This is a genomic window from Synechococcus sp. BL107 (assembly GCF_000153805.1).
Taxonomy (GTDB): Bacteria; Cyanobacteriota; Cyanobacteriia; order PCC-6307; family Cyanobiaceae; genus Parasynechococcus.
On the sequence record NZ_DS022298.1, the window covers coordinates 1,483,910 to 1,503,319 of the forward strand.

19 protein-coding genes are annotated in these 19,410 nt (G+C 55.2%); 13 read left to right on the forward strand and 6 right to left on the reverse strand.

Annotation, left to right across the window (positions count from 1 at the left end):
* Positions 1-121: 121 nt before the first annotated feature.
* Positions 122-1,195, forward strand: coding sequence for an N-acetyl-gamma-glutamyl-phosphate reductase (gene argC / locus BL107_RS07700; protein WP_156779503.1), 1,074 nt, complete (start codon positions 122-124; stop codon positions 1,193-1,195).
* On the opposite strand, the gene purN is transcribed toward argC, so the two are convergent.
* Positions 1,186-1,770 (reverse strand): phosphoribosylglycinamide formyltransferase, encoded by a 585-nt coding sequence (gene purN / locus BL107_RS07705; protein WP_232192855.1) that lies wholly within the window; start codon positions 1,768-1,770, stop codon positions 1,186-1,188. The two genes, argC and purN, sit on opposite strands and share 10 nt — an antisense overlap.
* 91 nt (positions 1,771-1,861) lie before the next feature.
* Here purN and BL107_RS07710 point away from each other — a divergent pair, with 91 nt between their 5' ends.
* Genes BL107_RS07710 through BL107_RS07720 form a run of 3 tightly spaced genes read left to right on the forward strand, consistent with a single transcriptional unit; the run spans position 1,862 to position 4,825 of the window.
* The gene (locus BL107_RS07710; protein ID WP_009789753.1) at positions 1,862-2,218 is read left to right on the forward strand and encodes a hypothetical protein; all 357 of its coding nucleotides are present in this window, start codon (positions 1,862-1,864) and stop codon (positions 2,216-2,218) included.
* A gap of 1 nt (position 2,219) precedes the next feature.
* Complete coding sequence (locus BL107_RS07715; RefSeq protein ID WP_009789754.1) at positions 2,220-3,917, forward strand: M61 family metallopeptidase; 1,698 nt, start codon at positions 2,220-2,222, stop codon at positions 3,915-3,917.
* Positions 3,899-4,825 carry an N-acetylmuramoyl-L-alanine amidase gene (locus tag BL107_RS07720; RefSeq protein ID WP_006169698.1) on the forward strand — a complete coding sequence of 309 codons (927 nt, stop codon included), beginning with the start codon at positions 3,899-3,901 and terminating at the stop codon, positions 4,823-4,825. Before BL107_RS07715 ends, BL107_RS07720 begins: the two co-directional genes overlap by 19 nt.
* Before the next feature lie 23 nt (positions 4,826-4,848).
* On the opposite strand, the gene BL107_RS07725 is transcribed toward BL107_RS07720, so the two are convergent.
* Positions 4,849-5,622 (reverse strand): hypothetical protein, encoded by a 774-nt coding sequence (locus BL107_RS07725; protein WP_006169700.1) that lies wholly within the window; start codon positions 5,620-5,622, stop codon positions 4,849-4,851.
* Between the two features lie 115 nt (positions 5,623-5,737).
* Here BL107_RS07725 and BL107_RS07730 point away from each other — a divergent pair, with 115 nt between their 5' ends.
* Positions 5,738-7,336, forward strand: a complete 1,599-nt coding sequence (locus tag BL107_RS07730; RefSeq protein ID WP_009789756.1) for a glucose-6-phosphate isomerase — start codon at positions 5,738-5,740, stop codon at positions 7,334-7,336.
* A gap of 99 nt (positions 7,337-7,435) precedes the next feature.
* Here the strand turns inward: BL107_RS07730 and leuS are convergent, their stop codons facing one another.
* Together leuS and BL107_RS07740 are read right to left on the reverse strand one after the other, a co-directional pair.
* Positions 7,436-10,051: a leucine--tRNA ligase gene (leuS, locus tag BL107_RS07735; RefSeq protein ID WP_037988887.1), complete on the reverse strand. Its 2,616-nt coding sequence runs from the start codon at positions 10,049-10,051 to the stop codon at positions 7,436-7,438.
* Between the two features lie 46 nt (positions 10,052-10,097).
* Complete coding sequence (locus BL107_RS07740; protein ID WP_037988313.1) at positions 10,098-10,319, reverse strand: hypothetical protein; 222 nt, start codon at positions 10,317-10,319, stop codon at positions 10,098-10,100.
* 27 nt (positions 10,320-10,346) lie between these two features.
* On the opposite strand from BL107_RS07740, the gene dapF reads away from it, so the two are divergent.
* From dapF to dacB, 5 genes are all read left to right on the forward strand, one after another.
* Entirely contained in the window at positions 10,347-11,411 is a 1,065-nt protein-coding gene (dapF, locus tag BL107_RS07745) for a diaminopimelate epimerase (protein WP_009789759.1), read from the forward strand.
* Positions 11,398-12,570: a cysteine desulfurase family protein gene (locus BL107_RS07750; RefSeq protein WP_009789760.1), complete on the forward strand. Its 1,173-nt coding sequence runs from the start codon at positions 11,398-11,400 to the stop codon at positions 12,568-12,570. Before dapF ends, BL107_RS07750 begins: the two co-directional genes overlap by 14 nt.
* Before the next feature lie 12 nt (positions 12,571-12,582).
* Positions 12,583-13,299: a DUF1995 family protein gene (locus BL107_RS07755; protein WP_009789761.1), complete on the forward strand. Its 717-nt coding sequence runs from the start codon at positions 12,583-12,585 to the stop codon at positions 13,297-13,299.
* 61 nt (positions 13,300-13,360) lie between these two features.
* A complete protein-coding gene (locus BL107_RS07760; RefSeq protein WP_009789762.1) occupies positions 13,361-13,870 on the forward strand; it encodes a DUF4330 domain-containing protein in 510 nt (169 codons plus the stop codon).
* On the forward strand, positions 13,870-15,207 hold the full coding sequence (dacB, locus tag BL107_RS07765; protein ID WP_009789763.1) for a D-alanyl-D-alanine carboxypeptidase/D-alanyl-D-alanine-endopeptidase: 1,338 nt from the start codon (positions 13,870-13,872) through the stop codon (positions 15,205-15,207). Before BL107_RS07760 ends, dacB begins: the two co-directional genes overlap by 1 nt.
* On the opposite strand, the gene BL107_RS07770 is transcribed toward dacB, so the two are convergent.
* Positions 15,152-16,084, reverse strand: a complete 933-nt coding sequence (locus BL107_RS07770) for a hypothetical protein (RefSeq protein WP_009789764.1) — start codon at positions 16,082-16,084, stop codon at positions 15,152-15,154. The genes dacB and BL107_RS07770 overlap by 56 nt on opposite strands.
* A gap of 1 nt (position 16,085) precedes the next feature.
* The gene (gene coaD / locus BL107_RS07775; RefSeq protein WP_009789765.1) at positions 16,086-16,577 is read right to left on the reverse strand and encodes a pantetheine-phosphate adenylyltransferase; all 492 of its coding nucleotides are present in this window, start codon (positions 16,575-16,577) and stop codon (positions 16,086-16,088) included.
* Between the two features lie 71 nt (positions 16,578-16,648).
* Here coaD and BL107_RS07780 point away from each other — a divergent pair, with 71 nt between their 5' ends.
* Genes BL107_RS07780 through BL107_RS07790 form a run of 3 tightly spaced genes read left to right on the forward strand, consistent with a single transcriptional unit; the run spans position 16,649 to position 19,408 of the window.
* Positions 16,649-17,131, forward strand: coding sequence for a flavin reductase family protein (locus BL107_RS07780; RefSeq protein WP_009789766.1), 483 nt, complete (start codon positions 16,649-16,651; stop codon positions 17,129-17,131).
* A 7-nt stretch (positions 17,132-17,138) separates the two neighbouring features.
* Complete coding sequence (gene uvrC, locus BL107_RS07785) at positions 17,139-19,124, forward strand: excinuclease ABC subunit UvrC (protein WP_009789767.1); 1,986 nt, start codon at positions 17,139-17,141, stop codon at positions 19,122-19,124.
* Positions 19,121-19,408 (forward strand): hypothetical protein, encoded by a 288-nt coding sequence (locus tag BL107_RS07790; RefSeq protein ID WP_009789768.1) that lies wholly within the window; start codon positions 19,121-19,123, stop codon positions 19,406-19,408. Before uvrC ends, BL107_RS07790 begins: the two co-directional genes overlap by 4 nt.
* Positions 19,409-19,410: the final 2 nt, after the last annotated feature.

The following is a 19,410-nucleotide window of genomic DNA, read 5'->3' on the forward strand; positions in this document are numbered from 1 at the left end:
CAGGGGAGCTGGGGTTCAGGAGCCTGGAAGATCGGAATAAGCCCCCATTATCGATCTCTGTACGATCGATCGTTCAGTGAGCTCCCCGATGCCAAGCAGCACACCGTCAACGATGGTTGAAATGGCGGCGACGTCTGGGGGGCGTGTGGCCGTCATCGGCGCCTCTGGGTATGGCGGCCTTCAGACCATCCGCCTACTGCAAGGACACCCGTCTCTTTCCGTGACGTTCCTGGGAGGAGAACGAAGTGCAGGCCGGCGTTGGAGTTCGATCTGCCCCTTTTTGCCACTGCCGGATGATCCCCTCGTTGAATCCGTCGATCCAGCTCGAATCGCGGAGGTGGCGGATTATGCCGTTCTGAGCCTTCCTAACTGCCTTGCCTGTCAGCTGGCACCGCAATTACTTGATCGCGGCGTTCGGGTTGTCGACCTATCCGCAGATTTTCGATATCGCTCCTTAGATCAGTGGCTCGAGGTGTACGCCCAAGAAGCCAGCAACATCAATCGGACCGATGCCGAACTTTGTCGTGAAGCTGTTTACGGGCTCCCGGAATGGAACGGACCCGCCATCGCTGAGGCAAAACTTGTGGCCGCACCTGGCTGCTTCCCAACTGCGAGTCTGTTGCCGCTTCTTCCTTTCCTCAAACAAGGATTAATCGATACCGATCGAATCATCATTGATGCCAAAACCGGAACCTCTGGTGGTGGCAGGGTTCCCAAAGAAGCCATGTTGTTGGCGGAGGCCTCCGAGTCGATTGCTCCCTACGGCGTGATTGGTCATCGCCACACGTCCGAGATCGAGCAAATGGCCCAAGACGTGGCCGGCCAAACCATCCAGCTTCAATTCACCCCGCATCTGGTGCCGATGGTTCGTGGTCTTCTTTCAACGGTGTATGCCCGCTTAAGGGATCCAGGCTTAACAGCGGAAGACTGCACAACGGTGATCAACGCGGTGTATCGCCACCATCCCTGTGTCACCGTCCTGCCTGTTGGTACCTACCCCGCAACAAAATGGGCGCGACACACGAACCGAGCGCTCCTTTCCGTCCAAGTGGACAATCGGACGGGGCAATTGGTGTTGATGAGCGCGATCGATAATTTGATTAAAGGACAGGCGGGCCAAGGCGTGCAGTGTCTCAATCTGATGGCGGGTTTGGCGCCGGAGACCGGTTTGCCCTTGCAACCCATCTACCCCTGACGCCAGCGGTGAGCGTTTTGCTGCAGCGTTGCTGGCAGCAAAACGTGTTCTTGCTTTTGCACGCGTCCTGAAAGCGAGGCGTGGGTATCGGCTGCGAGCACTGGAACCGCGGCTTGAGCAAGGATCGGTCCGGCATCAAGGTCGGCGGTGACGATGTGCACCGTGCAGCCACTGATCGACACCCCTGCTTGAAGGGCTTGTCCCACAGCATCGAGTCCACGGAAACTAGGCAGGAGTGACGGATGGATGTTCACCAGTCGTTCCGGAAAGGCATCCACCAATACATCGGTCACGATCCGCATCCATCCGGCCATCACCACAACGTCCACTTGCTGAGCTTGAAAGAGGGAAACCAGCTCACGATCGAGGGCTTCTCGATCCGTGTAGCCACGATGGTCAACCACTTCGACAGGAATGCCAAAGCGATCAGCCCGCTGGTGGGCGCCGCAGTTTTTGTTGTTAACCACCAAAAGTGGAATGTCTGCCCCAAGGCGTCCGGCCTGAATGGCCTGGACGATCGCTTCAAAATTGCTTCCATTACCGGAGGCCATCACTCCGATCCTTAACGGGGTCATCAGGGAAGGAACACCGTCTGAATACGGATGTAAAAGGGCCTGGTCAGCCGGATTTTGCTGGCTAGGGTCGGTCAAAGCAGGTGATTGGTCAATGTCCCATCTCTCCATCCTGCCCACCGTGTACACGCGGCTCGATTATTTGGCTCGTGCCTTGACCCAAGAGGGCTTCAAGGTTCAGTTCGGTGGGTACCTTGATGATGTCGGTTCAGTCCCAGTGCCCGCAGACCTTGTGGCCTCTTGCGGTGACTGTCGTCCGCTGGGCTGGTCTCGTCAGGCTGATGGATGTATCTGTCTCTGTGGCGACCTTCAACGCATCAGTTCTCACCCTGGACTGGAAGCTCGACTTCAGCGGGTGGCGCGTCGCTATGCGCTGCTGTTTGCCATCGATCAGATCAATATCGAGAGTGATCGCTTAACAACAGCCTCCATGTCTCTTCTGCAGGACTGATGTGAGCGATTCGGTTCAGATTCGACTCGACCTAACCCAACCAGCCAGCCAAACGGTTTGGGTCCACATGGAGTGGACGCCCCAGTGGAATCGCCAAATTCTTCAGTTACCCGTCTGGACCCCAGGGTCCTACACCGTTCGAGATCACGCTCAACACCTTCACAGTCTTCGGCTGAGCAATGGTTCAACGGTTCAAAAGGTTCGTCGTTTGTCCCCGAGTCGTTGGCTGTGCGAGCTGACAACGCTCGAGCCGGTCACGCTCAGCTACGCGATTGAATCTCGGGACCTCACGGTGCGGACTGGCTTGCTGGACCCGGATTTTGCGTCCCTCAGTCTGGCTTCGGTGGCGATGGAGATCGAGGGCTTCCGTTGGATGCCCCATCACTTGGAGGTGTCAGCTCCTTCCCACTGGCAAGTGCATCTCCCCCTCGAATCGTCAGTCAAGGGTTGGCTTGCCCCGGATTTCGATGCGCTGATCGACACCCCGTTGCATGCCGGTTCATTTGCGGTGGAGCCGTTCACCGTTCATGGACATCGGCATGAACTTCTCCTGATTGGCGCTCCCCCTTTTGGTTGGCCGGAGAGCATCATCTCGGACATCGAGCGCGTTTGCCAGGCCACCTGCGATCTGATGGGGACGCCTCCCCCCGCAGGAGACCGATACCAACTGGTTCTACAACTTCTTGAAAAGGGGTATGGCGGCCTGGAGCATGACCACAGTGCTGTTTTGCAATTCAATTGGTCTGCCCTGGCCAGCAAGAAGGGATACAGGCAGCTGCTTCAGCTGGTCGGCCATGAGTATCTGCACCAGTGGAATGTGCGTCGGCTTCGTCCCGTCGAATTGCGCCCCTACAACTATTCCCAACCGGTGATCTGTGAGGGGTTGTGGTTTGCTGAGGGCATCACGAGCTACTACGACCTCTTTCTTCCGCTGTGGGCTGGATGTACAGACCAGACCATGCTTTTAGAGGACTTTGGTGAGGAGCTGTCCAGTGTCTTGATGTCGCCTGGACGGTCGATTCAATCTCTGTCGATGAGTGCAGAAGAGGCCTGGGTGAAGCTGTACAAGGCCACACCTGCCTCACGCGATACCCAGATCAGCTACTACCGGCTGGGAGCTGCAGTGGCTTTTTGCCTGGACGTCCGCCTCCGCAGTTTTGGGTCCTCCCTTCCAGTGTTGCTTCGCCATCTATGGAGTTTCTTTGGCGAACAACGTCGTGGTTTTTGCAGAGACGATCTACATCTATGGCTCTCATCTGTGGACAGCGGCCTTCCTGCAGAACTGGACCACTGGCTTGACGACACAAATGCGATTCCGCTTGAGCACTCCGCTGGGCTCATTGGTCTGCGCCTGGAGTCTGTCCAACAACAGACCCCCCACCATGGGCTGAGCTTGAAACTTTCAGCAGGTGATCTGGTGGTTCAACGGGTGATGAAGAACAGCCCAGGCATGAGGGCCAACTTGGTTGTTGGGGACGAAATCCTGGCGATCAATGGCTTCCGTGTCCGATGCATCGAAGCCGTTGCTGATCTCATGCGTAACTGTTCTGAAGTTCAGGTGTCTTTTGTGCGGCGGGGGTTGATGAAAGAAACGCTCCTACAGCCCGAAACGGCCATTGAGTCTTGGCGCTTGGACTTCGATCCTCAGGCGTCATCCAATCAATTGGCCTTACGAGAGCAATGGTTCAAAACTTTCTGAACCGTTGCCGAGAGCAACCTTTTTCGCTTTTACGACGTCATCAAAAAACTGCTCTGTCAGCACTTGCCATTGGCTCAATCGGTTTTGTCGTGCTGGGTTGGTCGCTGATTGATGGCCGGATGCTCTCGCTTGTTTTTGATCGTCCTTCGTTGTTGGAATTACTCGACCAGGTGAGTGAGGACAAGGGCACTAAGCGCAAGCCGTCTCCGCTTGGATCTGTGCCAGTCGCACCCCTTTCCCGTTCGTGGCGTTCGCCGTTGGCTCGCCAATGCTCGAGCATCGATAAAGGCATTCGATCCCGGTTGCTAACCCTCCAGAAGCGTTCAGGTTCGTGGCGCACATTTGTGCCCATTGATTCAACCAATTTTGGCAAGCGCTTCAGCGAAGACGCTTTTGGTCGTCGCCTCGATCCCTCTCCTCGGGTGATTGTTTTGCATGAAACGGTGTATTCAGTGAGTTCTGCTGTGAACACCTTTCAAACGCCGCACCCCAGAGATGAAGACCAAGTGAGTTACCACACCCTCATTAGTCGGGATGGTCGTGTCCTCGACCTGGTAGACCCACTCATGCGGGCCTATGGAGCCGGCTATTCAGCCTTCCTTGGGGAATGGGCCATTACGAATAAAAGGCTTAAGGGATCGGTCAATAATTTCGCTCTTCACCTGAGTCTTGAAACGCCATCCAGTGGTGCGCACGGTGGTTCTGGCCACAGTGGCTATTCGTCTCAGCAATACGACGCCTTGGCCCTGGTGTTATCCGGATGGATGAAAGCATTCAATCTCTCCCCAACCTCAGTCACCACTCATCGTCATGTGGATATTGGCGGTGAACGAGCCGATCCGCGTAGTTTCGATTGGTCAGCCTTGCAGGGGCGACTTGCTGCTTTGGGAGATCTTTGTGTCCCTTGAGAGAGATTGTCAGTTCGACACCCCTAAATGAAATGGGCTCGAGCTGGAGCTCGAGCCGAGTAGATCAGGCCATGCAGTTCCGGGTCTTGCATGTAACGCAGCACTCTTGCCGGGTAGTCGAGTTTGCCGTTGTGTAAGTAGCTGAGGGTTGCAATTGCTTTTGCGTCCAGATAAGAGCGGCTGGCTTGGAGCACCTCATGGGGTGAGAGGCCTAACTCACGCTTCAGTCGTTGCAGTTTTCCAGCTAAGAGCCGCACGTTTTGTTCTGGATTCAACAATTGATCCCGTGCCCAAGCAATTTCATCCGCCGTGGGCTGTGGGGAGAGTTTCTTTTGATGAATTAATTCGCTGATGCCGAGTTGGGCAGGTCCATGGGTTTTAACCAAGCCCGAATGGGCAATAAACGGCAACCCTTCCCCTGGTTTGGAATGTTGTATTTCATCGAACAAAATTGCCGTCACCAACATCGGATTCACGCGATGCCTTGCCGATTCACGAAGGATGGCTGGCTTGAGTGCTTGGAGACGGTCAAGGGTTCGCAACCGCAGGGGTTGCAGTTGATCCATCCCATCGGTGAAGAGCTGGGCCAGAGGTGTCTGGGGGCCATGCACGCCGAAACGTCGTTGGAGGATTTGCAATTCCTCAACGCTGAAATCGGCCGGATTGAGATTCCCTTCCAGCGTGGATTGCCTCTGGCCTGGTTGCACGTCGATGCCTGGCGTAGTGCGGAAGAAGCCCAGTCCGATAACTACGGCAGCACAGGCTCCTGCAGCGATAAAGCGCAGACGATCAGGCATTGAGGAGGAAGGCCAAATGCGAAGGAACTCGGATGAAACTACCCGGGGTGTCCAAGAAAGTGCGCATTTCGTCAGATCCTGGATAGCTTCAGCAGATATCAGCAGCAACTCCCCCGTGAGCTTTCCGGATTTCAGCGCTAGCGACGCTCAGATTCAATGGCAGCGGTTTTGTGATCTCCTTTGGTATCACGACGATCTTGGTTTGTGGCTGGATGTCAGCCGAATGCACCTCAATGCTTCTGAGCTTGAGGCGTTGCAACCAGCGATGGATCGCGCCTTCACCGCCATGCATGAGCTTGAGGCGGGTGCCATTGCGAATCCCGATGAAGAACGGCAAGTCGGCCACTACTGGCTGCGGAATCCCCAACTGGCTCCGTCCGATGACCTTCGAAGCCACATCGCCCGTGAAGTCGATGACATCGAGGCTTTTGGCCATGCTGTTGTTCAGGGTGAGATCAAGGCCCCTAGCGGAGTTCCGTTTACGGATGTGTTGTGGATTGGGATCGGAGGCAGTGGCCTTGGCCCGGCTTTGATGATTCGCGCGCTCCAGAACAACAACCAGGGGCTCCCCTTTCATTTCCTCGACAATGTTGATCCCAACGGGATGAGCAACGTTCTTGGCGGTCTGGCCGGTCGCTTTAAAACCACCTTGGTGGTGACGGTGAGCAAGTCCGGTGGAACACCCGAGCCTCATATCGGCATGGAGCAAGCTCGCTTAAAGCTGGAGGCTGACGGAGGTCAGTGGGCTGGCCAAGCGGTAGCGATCACGATGTTGAACAGCCGGCTTGATCAACAGGCCCAGCAGGAAGCCTGGCTCAAACGCTTCGACATGTTCGATTGGGTGGGTGGTCGCACAAGCATCACAAGTGCCGTGGGATTGCTACCTGGTGCACTCATTGGTTCCGATATCAGAGAATTCTTGGCCGGTGCGGCTCAGATGGATGAAGCCACGCGAGTGGCCGATAGCCGCAGGAATCCTGCCGCTCTGATGGCAGCGTCTTGGTATGTGGCTGGAGATGGGAAAGGTCGTCGCGACATGGTGGTTCTCCCCTATCGCGATCGACTCGAAGTTTTTAGCCGCTATCTCCAACAACTGGTGATGGAGTCTCTTGGTAAGCGCCTTGATCGGGATGGCAATGTTGTGCACCAAGGTATTGCTGTTTATGGCAATAAAGGATCCACTGATCAACATGCTTACGTCCAACAGTTGCGTGATGGAGTTGATAACTTTTTCGCCACATTCATTGAAGAGATTGAAGATAGTCAAGACATTCCCGCCATTAAAGATGAGCGTCCCGGCGACTTCCTTGATGGCTTTTTACAGGGAACACGATCGGCCCTTACAGAAGGTGGACGTCAAAACATGACGATCACCATGCGGTGCTTCGATGAACGTCGCCTAGGGGCTCTTGTGGCTTTATTTGAGCGAGCTGTCGGGCTGTATGGCGAGTTGGTGAATGTCAATGCCTATCACCAGCCTGGCGTCGAGGCTGGAAAGAAGGCAGCAGCCGCCATTCTCGATCTGCAACAACGTGTGGAAAATGTTTTGCAGGATGGTGTGCCTCGCACCGTGTCTGAGATTCGGCAAGTTCTTGACGATGGCAGTGATGAGTCCATCTTTTGGATCATGCGACATCTCGCTGGTAATAAGCGCCAATACAATGCCCAAGGTGACTGGTCGAATCCTGCCGGCATGCGTTTCAGCAAAGACTAGAGATTCACTTTAGATCAGTAAACATTCGTAGTCTTTAGATTTATATTTTTTTGATTTTTTTAATCGTAGTTGTTTATAGATTGCGTCCTAGCTTAAAATTTATGGTACAAGATTAACGAGTTTTCCAGGAACAACAATGACTCGTTTTGGTGGTGCTCCCTCAAGCCACTTACTGGCTACATCGCTGGATAGCGCCATGGATTCAAGTGTTGCCTTGTCTGCATCAGCTGGCGCTTGGATACTCCCACGAACTTTGCCCTTCACTTGGATCACGATGGAAATGGTGTCTTGGATTAATGCGCTGGGATCCACCGAGGGCCAGCTCTGTTGATGCACGCTGCCCTCACCACCGAGACGACTCCAGAACTCCTCGGCAATGTGCGGTGCAAAGGGAGCTAGCAATCGAATCAGGCCAGATAGTGCCTCCTGGAGGATGGGAGAACGAAGACGATCAGGTCCCGATGATGTGATCGTGTTCGACAACTTCATTAATTCAGAAATGGCTGTATTCAGCTGAATTTCATCGTTGAGATCATCACTAACCGCATCAATCGCTAAGTGAAGGGCTCGACGAACATCGGCTTCCTGAACCGTCAAATTTTCTGGACAGTCCGTTGTATTCAGATTGGTCAGCGTTGTTGACGCACTCTCAACCAAACGCCAGAGTCGCTGCAGAAATCTGAATTGCCCCTCAACATCAGCGTCATCCCACTCGAGATCCTTCTCGGGAGGTGCTTTGAACAAGATGAACATGCGTGCGGTATCGGCGCCATAGCGATCGATAACTGCTGCCGGATCAACGCCGTTGTACTTCGACTTCGACATTTTCTCGAACAACACCTCGAGTTTGTCGCCAGTAGTTGGATCGTGCGGATCATTGGGATCGCTCACATCTGCTGTTGCGATGTACTTACCAGTGGTCGGATTTCGATAGGTAATGGCCTGCACCATCCCCTGGGTGAGTAGACGTTCGAAGGGCTCATCGATATCAATGAGTCCACGATCTCGGAGTGCCTTGGTAAAAAATCTCGAATAAAGGAGATGGAGGATGGCATGTTCAATCCCTCCCACGTATTGCTTCACCGGTAACCAACGACTGACGGCCTCCTTGCTGAAGGGTTGTTCAGTGTTGTGGGGATCAGCAAAGCGCAGGAAATACCAGGACGAGCACATGAAGGTGTCCATGGTGTCGGTTTCACGCTTGGCGGCACCACCACAGCAAGGGCAGGTCACGTTGACCCAATCGGTTTGTTGGCTCAAAGGGGATCCCCCTTTCCCAGACAGATCGATGCCTCGGGGTAATTCCACCGGCAAATCCTCCCTGGGTACGGGTACAACACCGCAGGTGGGACAATGGATTACTGGGATTGGGCAGCCCCAATACCGTTGCCGTGAAATCAACCAGTCACGCAGTCTGTAGGTCACCTTTCTGGTGGCCCATCCGGCCGTCTCTCCATGGGCCGTGATCGATGCCTTGCCTTGGTTTGAGGGCTGGCCATCAAACAAACCGGAGTTGATCAGCGTTCCTGGCTCTGTCCACGCCTTTCCTGCTTCGATCGCTTCTTTGGCACCCTCGGCATCGATCACCTGACGGACCGCCAATCCATTGGCCTTCGCGAACTGGATGTCCCGTTGGTCGTGAGCCGGTACGCCCATCACCGCACCAGTTCCGTAGTCGGCCAAGACGTAATCGGCGATCCAGACCGGCAGTTGTTCGCCAGTGAGTGGGTTTGTGACGCAGGCTCCAGTGGCAACCCCTTGCTTGGGCATTTCGTCACTGGTGCGTTCAATCGTGCTGAGGCGAGCAACTTGCTTTCGAAACTGATCAACGGAAGCCAGGTGCTCTTCCGTTGTGAGCCCGTCCACCAATTGATGTTCTGGGGCCAACACCACGTAACTAGCCCCCGATAAGGTGTCGGGTCGCGTGGTGAACACCGTGATTGATTGTTGACTCGACCCAGTCACTTGGAATGTGATTTCGGCCCCTTCTGACCGCCCAATCCAGTTGGCTTGCATGGTTCGGACCCGTTCAGGCCAACCCTTCAGCTTGTCGAGGTCGTTCAGCAAGGCTTCGGCGTAATCGGTAATTCGAAGGAACCACTGGTTGAGCTGGCGTTGTTCGACCAGTGCTCCTGAACGCCAGGAACGGCCATCGGCATCCACCTGCTCGTTAGCCAGCACCGTCTGATCCACCGGATCCCAGTTCACCGTTGCGTTTTTTCTGTACGCCAGTCCGCCATCGAATAATTCGAGGAAGAGCCACTGGGTCCAGCGGTAGTAATCGCTATGACACGTGGCTTGTTCGCGATCCCAATCGATGGATAGTCCGAGTCGATCGAGTTGGTCTCGCATTTGGTCGATATTTCGGTCCGTCCATTCACCGGGGTCAATATTGCGTTCGATGGCAGCATTTTCTGCGGGCAATCCGAAGGCGTCCCAGCCCATGGGATGCAATACGGAATCCCCGCGCATCCGCTGGACACGAGCGATGACATCAGTGATCACGTAGTTCCGCACATGGCCCATGTGCAGGCTTCCTGATGGGTACGGAAACATCGAAAGGGCAAAGAAGCCCGGTTTGTTGGACTCGGCCTCAGTGGTGTCCAGCCCTTGGTCTTTCCATCGGGCTCTCCATCGCTGTTCAAGGGCCGAGGGGTCGTATCGGTTCTCCTGCAGGGGGCTATTGGCTGAAGCTGAAGAAGAGGCAGCGTTCACGGGACCCGCATGTGGCTTGGCTGCGATCGTGCCACACACCTGTTGATCAATCGATGGATCGAATCAAGGTGATGTGCCGGCGAGCGATCAAAACAGGGCGTGTTGAGCCCAGACGTTCGAGGGCCAGAAACTCAGGGTCCTGCCAAATCAGTCGGCCCTCAATGCGCTCCTGTTCAAGGACAGCAATGCTGACAGCGAGACCTTCACGAATCCAGGTCTGCAGCATCCGTACACCCGGAAGACTCGGATCTAGGGGCGTGGTCTCCATAAAATTCAGAACACACGAAGGGGGAGCATGCTGCAGTTCAGCAAATATCAGGGTCTTGGCAACGACTTCCTGATTCTTGAGGGGCGTCAGGATCAGCTGGATGTTGCTATTTCAGACCCAGATCCCAACTGGGTTCGGCGAATTTGTGATCGCAGGTTTGGTGTCGGGGGTGACGGTGTGATTTTGGCTCTCCCACCCCAGGCCGATGGCGATCTACGCATGCGGATCTTCAATGCCGATGGCACGGAAGCTGAGATGTGCGGCAATGGCATTCGCTGCCTTGCCCGTTATCTGGCAGACACCGATGGAGAGGCCCCAGGTTGTCGATGGGCGATTGAGACTCCAGCTGGAATGATTCGCCCCGAGTTAATGACGAATGGGCAGTTGCGGGTGGATATGGGCGCCCCGTTTTTGGAGGCAACGTCGATCCCCACCACCCTGGAGCCTCTGGGAGGGTTGCCGAGAGGGTCGCTCGAGATCGATGGCGTTCCGCTCAATGTTGCATCGGTCGGTATGGGCAACCCCCACGTGGTGGTTCCCGTCGATGACCTAAGCCTGATTCCCTTCGAGCAATGGGGGGCTGCCTTGGAAGTGCATCCCGTTTTCCCTGCCAAGACCAATGTGCATTTCCTCAAGGTCCACTCCCGTCACCGCTTGGAAATACGGGTATGGGAACGGGGTGCTGGCCCAACCCTGGCTTGTGGCACAGGTGCCTGCGCCACGCTCGTAGCAGCTGTGCTTCTCGACCTTGCCGACGAGCAAGCCGAGGTGATGCTGCCTGGAGGCCCTCTTCTTATTTCTTGGCCGGGGCGTCGCGGATCAGTTTTGATGACGGGGCCTGCAGAGGCCGTGTTCGATGGGGTGATCACGCCGGAGTTGGTGCCCGCCCCATCCCCTTCTGAATCAATGGTTCAACCCGAGGCGATCACTCCTGTCGAGACCACATCACCTCCTTCGCCAGAGGATGAAGCGGCAGCCCTGGCAAAGGTGCAAGCGTTTCTCAACGACACCTCGTTGGACTCGATGTTGAACCTCGCCAGCGATTCTTTAGAGCAGCGCACACGCTCGCGCTTTGAACGTGGTGGAAGCTGAGATTTATTTGGATGCGGCAGCGACCACTCCGCCTCGGCAGGACGTCATTGAGGCCGTTGTTTGTGCGCAGCAAGAGGCCTGGGGGAACCCCAGCAGCTTGCACAACACAGGTGTGAAAGCTGCTGAGTTGCTGGAGCGGTGTCGCTGGAAGCTCGCGCAGCGATTTGCCGTGGCGCCCGATCAGTTGATCTTTACCTCAGGTGCCACAGAGTCGGTTCATCTCGCCATTCTCGGTTCAGCGGCGAGCCATGCCCCCGGTCGCATCGTGGTGTCTGGGGTGGAACATCCGGCTGTTTTTGCCGCTGCAGATCAATTGAAAAACAAGGGTTGGAGTGTTGTGTTCTGGCCCGTTGATGCGATGGGTCTGATTCGGTTGGAGTTTATGGAGGAGCTTTTGGATGAACCAACTCGCATGGTCTCGCTGATTGCTGCCCAGAGCGAGGTCGGTGCACTTCAGCCCACTGCCCTGGTCGGGCGGGCCTGTCGCGACCGGGGCATCACATTTCACAGCGACGCCACCCAACTCATTCCTCAGGGTTGTCCTGAATTCAATCGTTTTCATTCCGACTTGATCAGCCTGTCGGCCCATAAGTTCCAAGGCCCTCGTGGGATTGGCCTCCTAATCCGAGATTCGAGCCATCCGTTAGTGCCGGTTCAAGGGGGTGGTGGTCAGGAGTTTGGCTTGCGCTCGGGAACGGAAGCCTTAGCTCTGATTGCTGGTATGGCTCAAGCCCTATCCGTACTTCCTGCGTATCACCTGAGTGGCGACACGATTCCACCAGGTTCCGGGCCTGACGTTCGACGTCAACGGGATGTTCTGCTCGAAGCGCTTTTGGAGATTCCGGGGTTGTCATTGTTGGGCCCCAACGTCGATCAGCGATCGCCAAATCACATCGCTGTTCTTGTCGGGTCTGCAGAAGGTCAGCCCATTCCTGCTCGGGCGATGGTTCGAGAGTTGGCCCGTCGAGGTGTGGCTTGTAGTAGTGGAAGTGCTTGTCGTTCAGGACAGCGGCAAGACAGTTCTGTTCTCACCGCAATGAATATCCCTGAACCGTGGCGACAGTCGGGTTTGCGCTTCACCCTTGGTCCTTGGTTGGATGACAAGACTTTGATGCAAGTCCCTGACCATGTTGTTGCCGCTCAGCGAGCCCTCTCCTGAGATGCTTTTGCCATGACATCGATGAACGACGCAACAAGCTCGCTGCCAGCTGACCTGTTGATGGCGGAAGCACAACTTCAGGATGCGGTTGTTGCAGCACTTGCCTCCGGTTCAGCACGTCGCTGGTCCGCCAATCTTCGCTTTGAAAATCTACGGATTCTTCCCGTAGCACTCAGGCTTGCCCGCGCCCTGTTGGCCAAGGATTGTCCAGTTTGCATTGTGTGGCCGGATGCTGGTGCTGCGGCTTTAGCGCGGCGCGATGCGGACGACCTCAGTGCCATCACGATGGATTTCAATCAGCTGAAGCGGATGGAGTCGAGCAGTCCTGATGAGCGAGTTTTGTTGGCGGTTGGTCCTCAGCCTTCGGATTACGACGAATTTGAGGCGGTGTGTGAGGACCACGCCGGCCCGGTATTGATGCTCAACGGCCGCTTGGAAGATGCCGCCGTGGGGATTGGAAGCGTGGCCCGGGAGCGTCGACGCGGTTTTGTTGCCACCTGGCAGCAGGCGTATTGGCTTCAACCGCTGGACGGGGGAGCTCTGTTTAGGTCCTATCCCGAAACTTGGCAGTTGTTTCGCTTGGATCCGGATGGGTATCGCCCGCTGTCGTCCTTCGAAACTCGCCCAGATCCAGAAACGATTGCTGCCGTTTTGGCTGGTGAGGATCCAGATGGCTTGAAGCAGCAGCTCAAAAGCGTCGACCGCTTTCTCGATGGGCTTCAAAATTGAGCGAAATCCAGCTTGATTGCTGCACCGACTGTCTTTATGGTTCGTGTCCCCGTGGGGATTTATGACTCGCCTCAACTGGCTTCGCAACCTGTCGCCCATCGATGGTGCAGCGGCAGTGATTGCTTGCCTGGCTCTCGTGGGTGTGGTGTGGTCTCCAAAGTTGAATCAGGCCATCGCCAAGGCAACAGGGGCGATGCAACCGGTTGGGGTCAGTGTGGATATTCGGCAATTGCAATTGGCTCAGCCCGAACTCTTGCTGCAGTCGATTCGCGATGAAGGGAATGTCGATATCGTGATTCGCAACCAACCGGCGGGTCGTGTTGAACTTCTCGACGTTGTGAATGTCACCCCGCCATTGATGGCTGTCCACCCGGATGGTCGAATTCTGGAAGCCGAGATTGCTAATCAAACCCAAGGGCTTCATCTGCGTTTTTTATTGAAGGCAGAGGCTGAAGCTGATGCGTCGGGTGTTGTTTTTGGTGGCACCAAGCTCAAAATTGGCGTGCCAGTGGATGTGCAAGGACGGCTCTATCGCTTCCGTGGCGTGGTCAGCGGGATCACGCTTCCGTGATGCGCTGCTTCACGGCCCTGGTTCTGCTGTCGTCGCTCCACGCCACTGGAGCTGATGCCACGCCATTACTTGCACCCCCTCCCGTTCAACAACGTCAGGGTCGCGCTCTCCTCGGCATGGGCCCTCTCTGTCCTGCCCTCCAACGATCGGTGGAGATTGCAGTGGGATCCGAGAGTCGAGCCTGGAGCATCAGTGTGGTCGACGACCGCGGTCAATTACTGGCGGATCTCAATGGAGGACTCGCACGGATTCCGGCGTCGAACCAAAAGCTTGTCAGTACTGCCTTTGCCCTCGATCGTCTTGGTCCGGACTTTCGTTTACGCACCCAGCTTCTACGGCATCCCAACGGCAGCTTGGAACTCGTCGGCGAAGGGGATCCCGATTTGAGCATTGCTGAGGTGCAACGCATCGCGATGGTGGCACTTGGGCAAGGTGGCTCCCGTGGCGCATCAGCCTCAACGGCACCGGTCTCCCTGATCGTTCGCGAAGAACCCCGTCAGCGTTGGTGGCCTAGCGATTGGCATCCTTCTGATCGTTCCTACGCCTACGGGGCACCCATAACCCGGTTAGCCCTCACGAGTAATGCGCTTCACATGGCTGTGATGAACCCTGTAGCTCGATTACAGAGGGTTCTGGATTTGGCGATTCGTCGTCAAGGCGGACAAGTCCAGCTTGATTTGGTGGATCACGACCGTTCGGTGGTCGCGGCATCAACCTCACGCAACATTCAAGACAGCACTTTGCAAAGCAGCACTTTGCAAAACAGCGTTGTGTTGCACAGCGAGGAATCGGCCCCCATGCATGCCTTGCTCAGCCTGGCCAATACCGAAAGTCATAACTTCACGGCAGAAGTATTGATGCGCGAAGCTGCAAATAGCTGGGATCCTGGACGGGCTTCACTGATCACTACCCGTTGGCTGCAATCCCAAGGTGTTCCAATGGCAGGCGTGCGTATCCGTGATGGCAGTGGGTTGTCCCGTGGCAATCGTCTGACCAGTCGAGCCATTTCAACCTTGCTTTGGCGCATGGCACAGCATCCACTCGGCAGCTACTACCAGGCCTCGATGGCGATTGCAGGCCAACGAGGAACCCTCAGAAATCGGTTCAGAACACCATCGCTTTATGGACGTTTCTGGGGAAAAACAGGAACGTTGTCTGGAGTGAAATCAACCTCAGGGGTTCTTGAAACCCAGAATGGTCCCCGTTACGTGAGCATGATCTCGAACGGGGGTTTAGCCCCCAATGCCGTGATGGGGGACGTGCTTCTAGCGAGTCAGCGGGTTAGCCAATGCCCTTCATGGAACGGAAACGAGATGATGAACGGCGTCCGCGATTGATGGGCGCAGCTGCTTGAGGTGGATTCGACTGGTTTGAACCCAAATCGGAACGAATTGATTGGATTTTGACTAATTCTTGGCGGCCACCAATAACGATCTGCGCCATATCTTTAAGTCGTGCCTCTAGCTCCCCCAGAGTTTGTTCGGCATAGCGGTTGGCGCCGTCTTGTACACCAGCAGCTTCTTGTCGGCTGCGATGGATCAGCGCCTCACACTGTTGCTGAGTTTGCTGCCGAAATTGCAATGCATCGTTGTGGATGCGCTCGGCTTCATCACGACCTTCTTTTTGAAGACGCAAACCTTCATTGCGAATGGCTTCCAAATCTTTCTGCGCTTGAGCTCGATTGTTGTCGTGTTGTTCGGCGGCCTGTCGACGTAATTCAACAACTTCCTGTTCGAGTTCCTGACGACGCTGCAAGGCCTCTTGTTCAAGCTGCTGCCGGCGGGCGGCAAAGCTTTGCTCCTGTTCGGCAATTTTGGCTTGAACCTCCTGTTCAAAACGGGCCCCTTGCTGACGGGTTGTTTGAAGGAGCTGTTCGCACTGTTGGCGGGTTTGATCACGAAGGTCATTCACCTGACGTTCAGCCTCTTGCCGAATCGCCGCACTATTGACGAGCTGCTCCCGCTGACGTTGCGCTTGTTGAACGATTTCTTCTGCTTGCTGCCGGGCGGTATTGATGAACTCATCGCGGCGTTCAATCAGCTTTGCCGCCCTCTCAATTTCTTTTGGAAGAGCGTCCCGCACGGCATCGAGAACTTCAACGGCATCCCCTTCATTCACGAGTCGGCCACCGGTAAATGGGAGACGACTGCCCTCCAGTACGACCTCCTCGAGCTGATCAAGCTGATCGAGAACGGTGAGCCGCACGTCGTCCATCTCAGTGGGGTAAGAAAGTTGAATTAAAGAGCCTGTTGAGGTCGAGCGCCACCTCTTTGGGCACCATGTGGTCAATTGCGCCTCCGAATCGCGCCACCTCTTTGACAACGGAGCTGCTGAGGAAGCTGTGCCGGGTGGACGTTGCCATAAAAACTGTCTCCAGGGTGTCGTCGAGGGAGCGGTTGGTGTGGGCGAGCTGAAGCTCGTATTCGAAGTCGCTCATGGCGCGTAATCCCCGCAGAATCAGATCGGCTCTGTGGTCTTTGGCGCAATTCACCGTGAGTCCGTCAAAGCTGATCACTTCAACGCCCTTGAGGTGATCCGTCGATGATCGGATTTGCATGATTCGTTGGTCCACGCTGAAGGCTGGCTTTTTGCTCGGATTGCCCAGGACGGCAACAATCACCTCGCCGAATAGGAGGGAAGCCCGTTCGATCAGGTCCATATGACCATTCGTAAGGGGATCGAAGCTGCCGGGATAGAGCGCCCGCATCTGAACAGTTCGCGTTGGTCGAATCCTATGCAGCTGATCGCTGCCTAGATTTTTGAAAAAGCTTGGGTGCCATGAGCCTCGATACCGACGCCAAGAAAGTTCTGCTTCGTAAAATCCCCCATGGACTGTTTATTTGTGGCGTGCGGGATGGTGATGACGTGAATGGCTTTACAGCCAGTTGGGTCACCCAGGGTTCATTCGAGCCACCTTTGGTGGTGATGGGTGTTCGGGCCGATGGCAGCAGCCACGCCATTATTGAGGCCACCAAGCGCTTCTCGCTCAACGTCTTAAGGGCCGACCAGAAGGATTTGGCTGCGGTGTTCTTTAAGCCTCAGAAAGGCTTGGGCGGTCGTTTTGACGCTGCGCCCTTCACCGAAGGTGAACTCGGACTTCCTTTGCTCGACGATGCAATCGGCGGCGTTGAATGTGAGCTAGTTGGCTCGCTTAAGCACGGTGATCACACCGTTTTTGTGGGTGCGGTGAAGTCGGCCCGTTTGATTGCAGACGGTGAGGCCCTCAACTTGGCTTCAACGGGGTGGAACTACGGCGGCTGATCAACCCTTGGCTGACTCAATCTCAGGCACGCCGCTGCTCACCCAGCCGGAGCGTCTGGAACGACGCTTAAAAGATATTCCTGCTGAACCCGGTTGTTACCTGATGCGTGATGGTGACGACCGCATTTTATATGTCGGAAAATCAAAAACCTTGCGCAGTCGAGTGCGCAGTTATTTTCGCAGTCGTCACGATCTTTCTCCGCGTATTCGCTTGATGACGCGGCAGGTTTGTGAAATTGAATTCATCGTTACCGATAGCGAAGCAGAGGCTCTTGCCCTTGAATCCAATCTCATCAAAAACCATCAGCCCCATTTTAATGTATTACTTAAGGACGATAAGAAATATCCTTATCTATGTATTACTTGGAGCGAAGCTTATCCGCGAATCTTCATCACAAGACGTCGTCGTTTTAGGAGCCCCTTGGATCGTTTTTATGGGCCTTATGTGGATGTTGGGCTGTTGCGACGAACATTGTTCCTCGTCAAACGTGTCTTCCCATTGCGTCAAAGACCGAGACCTCTGCATCAGGATCGCACCTGTTTGAATTACAGCATTGGCCGCTGTCCTGGAGTCTGTCAGGAGATGATCAGCTCCGATGATTACCACCGGACATTGCGCAAGGTTGCAATGGTTTTCCAGGGTCGAAGTGACGAATTACAGCATCTTCTGCAGGAGCAAATGCAGAAGTATGCCGATCGTACAGATTATGAATCAGCGGCCCGTGTGCGTGATCAGCTTCACGGGTTAGATCAACTCACAGCTGATCAGAAGATGAGCCTCCCCGACTCATCGGTCAGCCGTGATGTTCTTGCTTTGGCCTGTGATGAGCGGCTCGCTGCAGTTCAGTTGTTTCAGATGCGCGCTGGGAAACTTGTTGGGCGGCTTGGCTATACAGCCGATGCCTCTGGTCTGTCTCCTGGACTGATTTTGCAACGTGTCATTGAGGAGCACTACAGCCAAGTGGATGCTGTGGAAGTTCCACCCCAGCTACTTGTGCAGCATCCTCTGCCTCAACAATTGTTGCTGGAGGAATGGCTCACGGAGCAACGTGAACGCAAGGTTCAAATTCATTGCCCCCAACGTCGACAAAAAGCCGACTTAATTGAATTAGTTCAGCGCAATGCTGAATTTGAGTTGCTTCGGGCCAAACAAGGTCAGGAACAACAAGCCCTATCCACGGAAGACTTGGCTCAACTTCTTGATCTCCCACTTCCTCCTCGGAGAATCGAGGGATACGACATCAGCCATATCCAAGGCAGTGATGCGGTGGCCTCACAGGTGGTGTTTATCGATGGTTTGCCGGCGAAACAGCACTACCGCAAATACAAAATTCAAAGCAGCAGCATCCGTGCGGGCCATAGCGATGACTTCATGGCGATGGCCGAAATTATGCGAAGGCGGTTTCGCCGCTGGGCACGGGCAAAAGCTGATGGGGTTGATCTCGGGGCTTTACGTCAAAAGGGAGGCAGTGCTCTGCAAACGGATGGTCTGAACGACTGGCCTGATCTCGTGATGATTGATGGTGGTAAAGGTCAGCTTTCTGCTGTCATGGAGGCTCTCCGAGAACTGAATCTCCATGACGATTTGAATGTGTGCTCCCTTGCAAAGCAGAGGGAAGAGGTGTTCCTCCCTGGAGAAAGTCAACCGCTTGAGAGTGAAGCCGATCAGCTGGGAGTTGCGTTGCTTCGTCGACTCCGGGATGAGGCCCACCGTTTTGCTGTGAGCTTTCATCGGCAACAGCGAGGCGAACGGATGAAGCGCTCTCGCTTATCGGACATTCCTGGATTGGGCGCCAAGCGTGTGCGCGATTTGTTGTCCCACTTTCATTCGATCGACGCCATACAACTGGCATCCGTCGACACCCTCGCGAAAGCGCCTGGTGTGGGTCCAGTCTTGGCTCAAGATATTTTTAACTTCTTCCACCCCACGAACGAGAACAACGATTCGCTCCCCTCTCACCTAGAAGAACATCAACTGGAGCACTCCGCATGATTCGACTGTTGTGCTGCTGTCTTGCGGTCTGGATTTGCTGGACTCCCCCCGCTTTGGCCTCCCCAGGGCTCTGTACGGGCCCGGTTTGTGCTGAGGGGATCACGCGCAGCGCCAAAAACCATTGGCAGTTGGTTCTCAAGATCAGCGACCAACAAGGTCATCGCGAAAAAGTCACCATGAATTGCAAGGCTGGATTGCTGAGTCCCCTTGATGGGCAGGTCGATCGCGCCTACGCCACATCCCTTGGACGACGAGCTTGTCGCTTGGCAGGAGAAGACGGCTAACT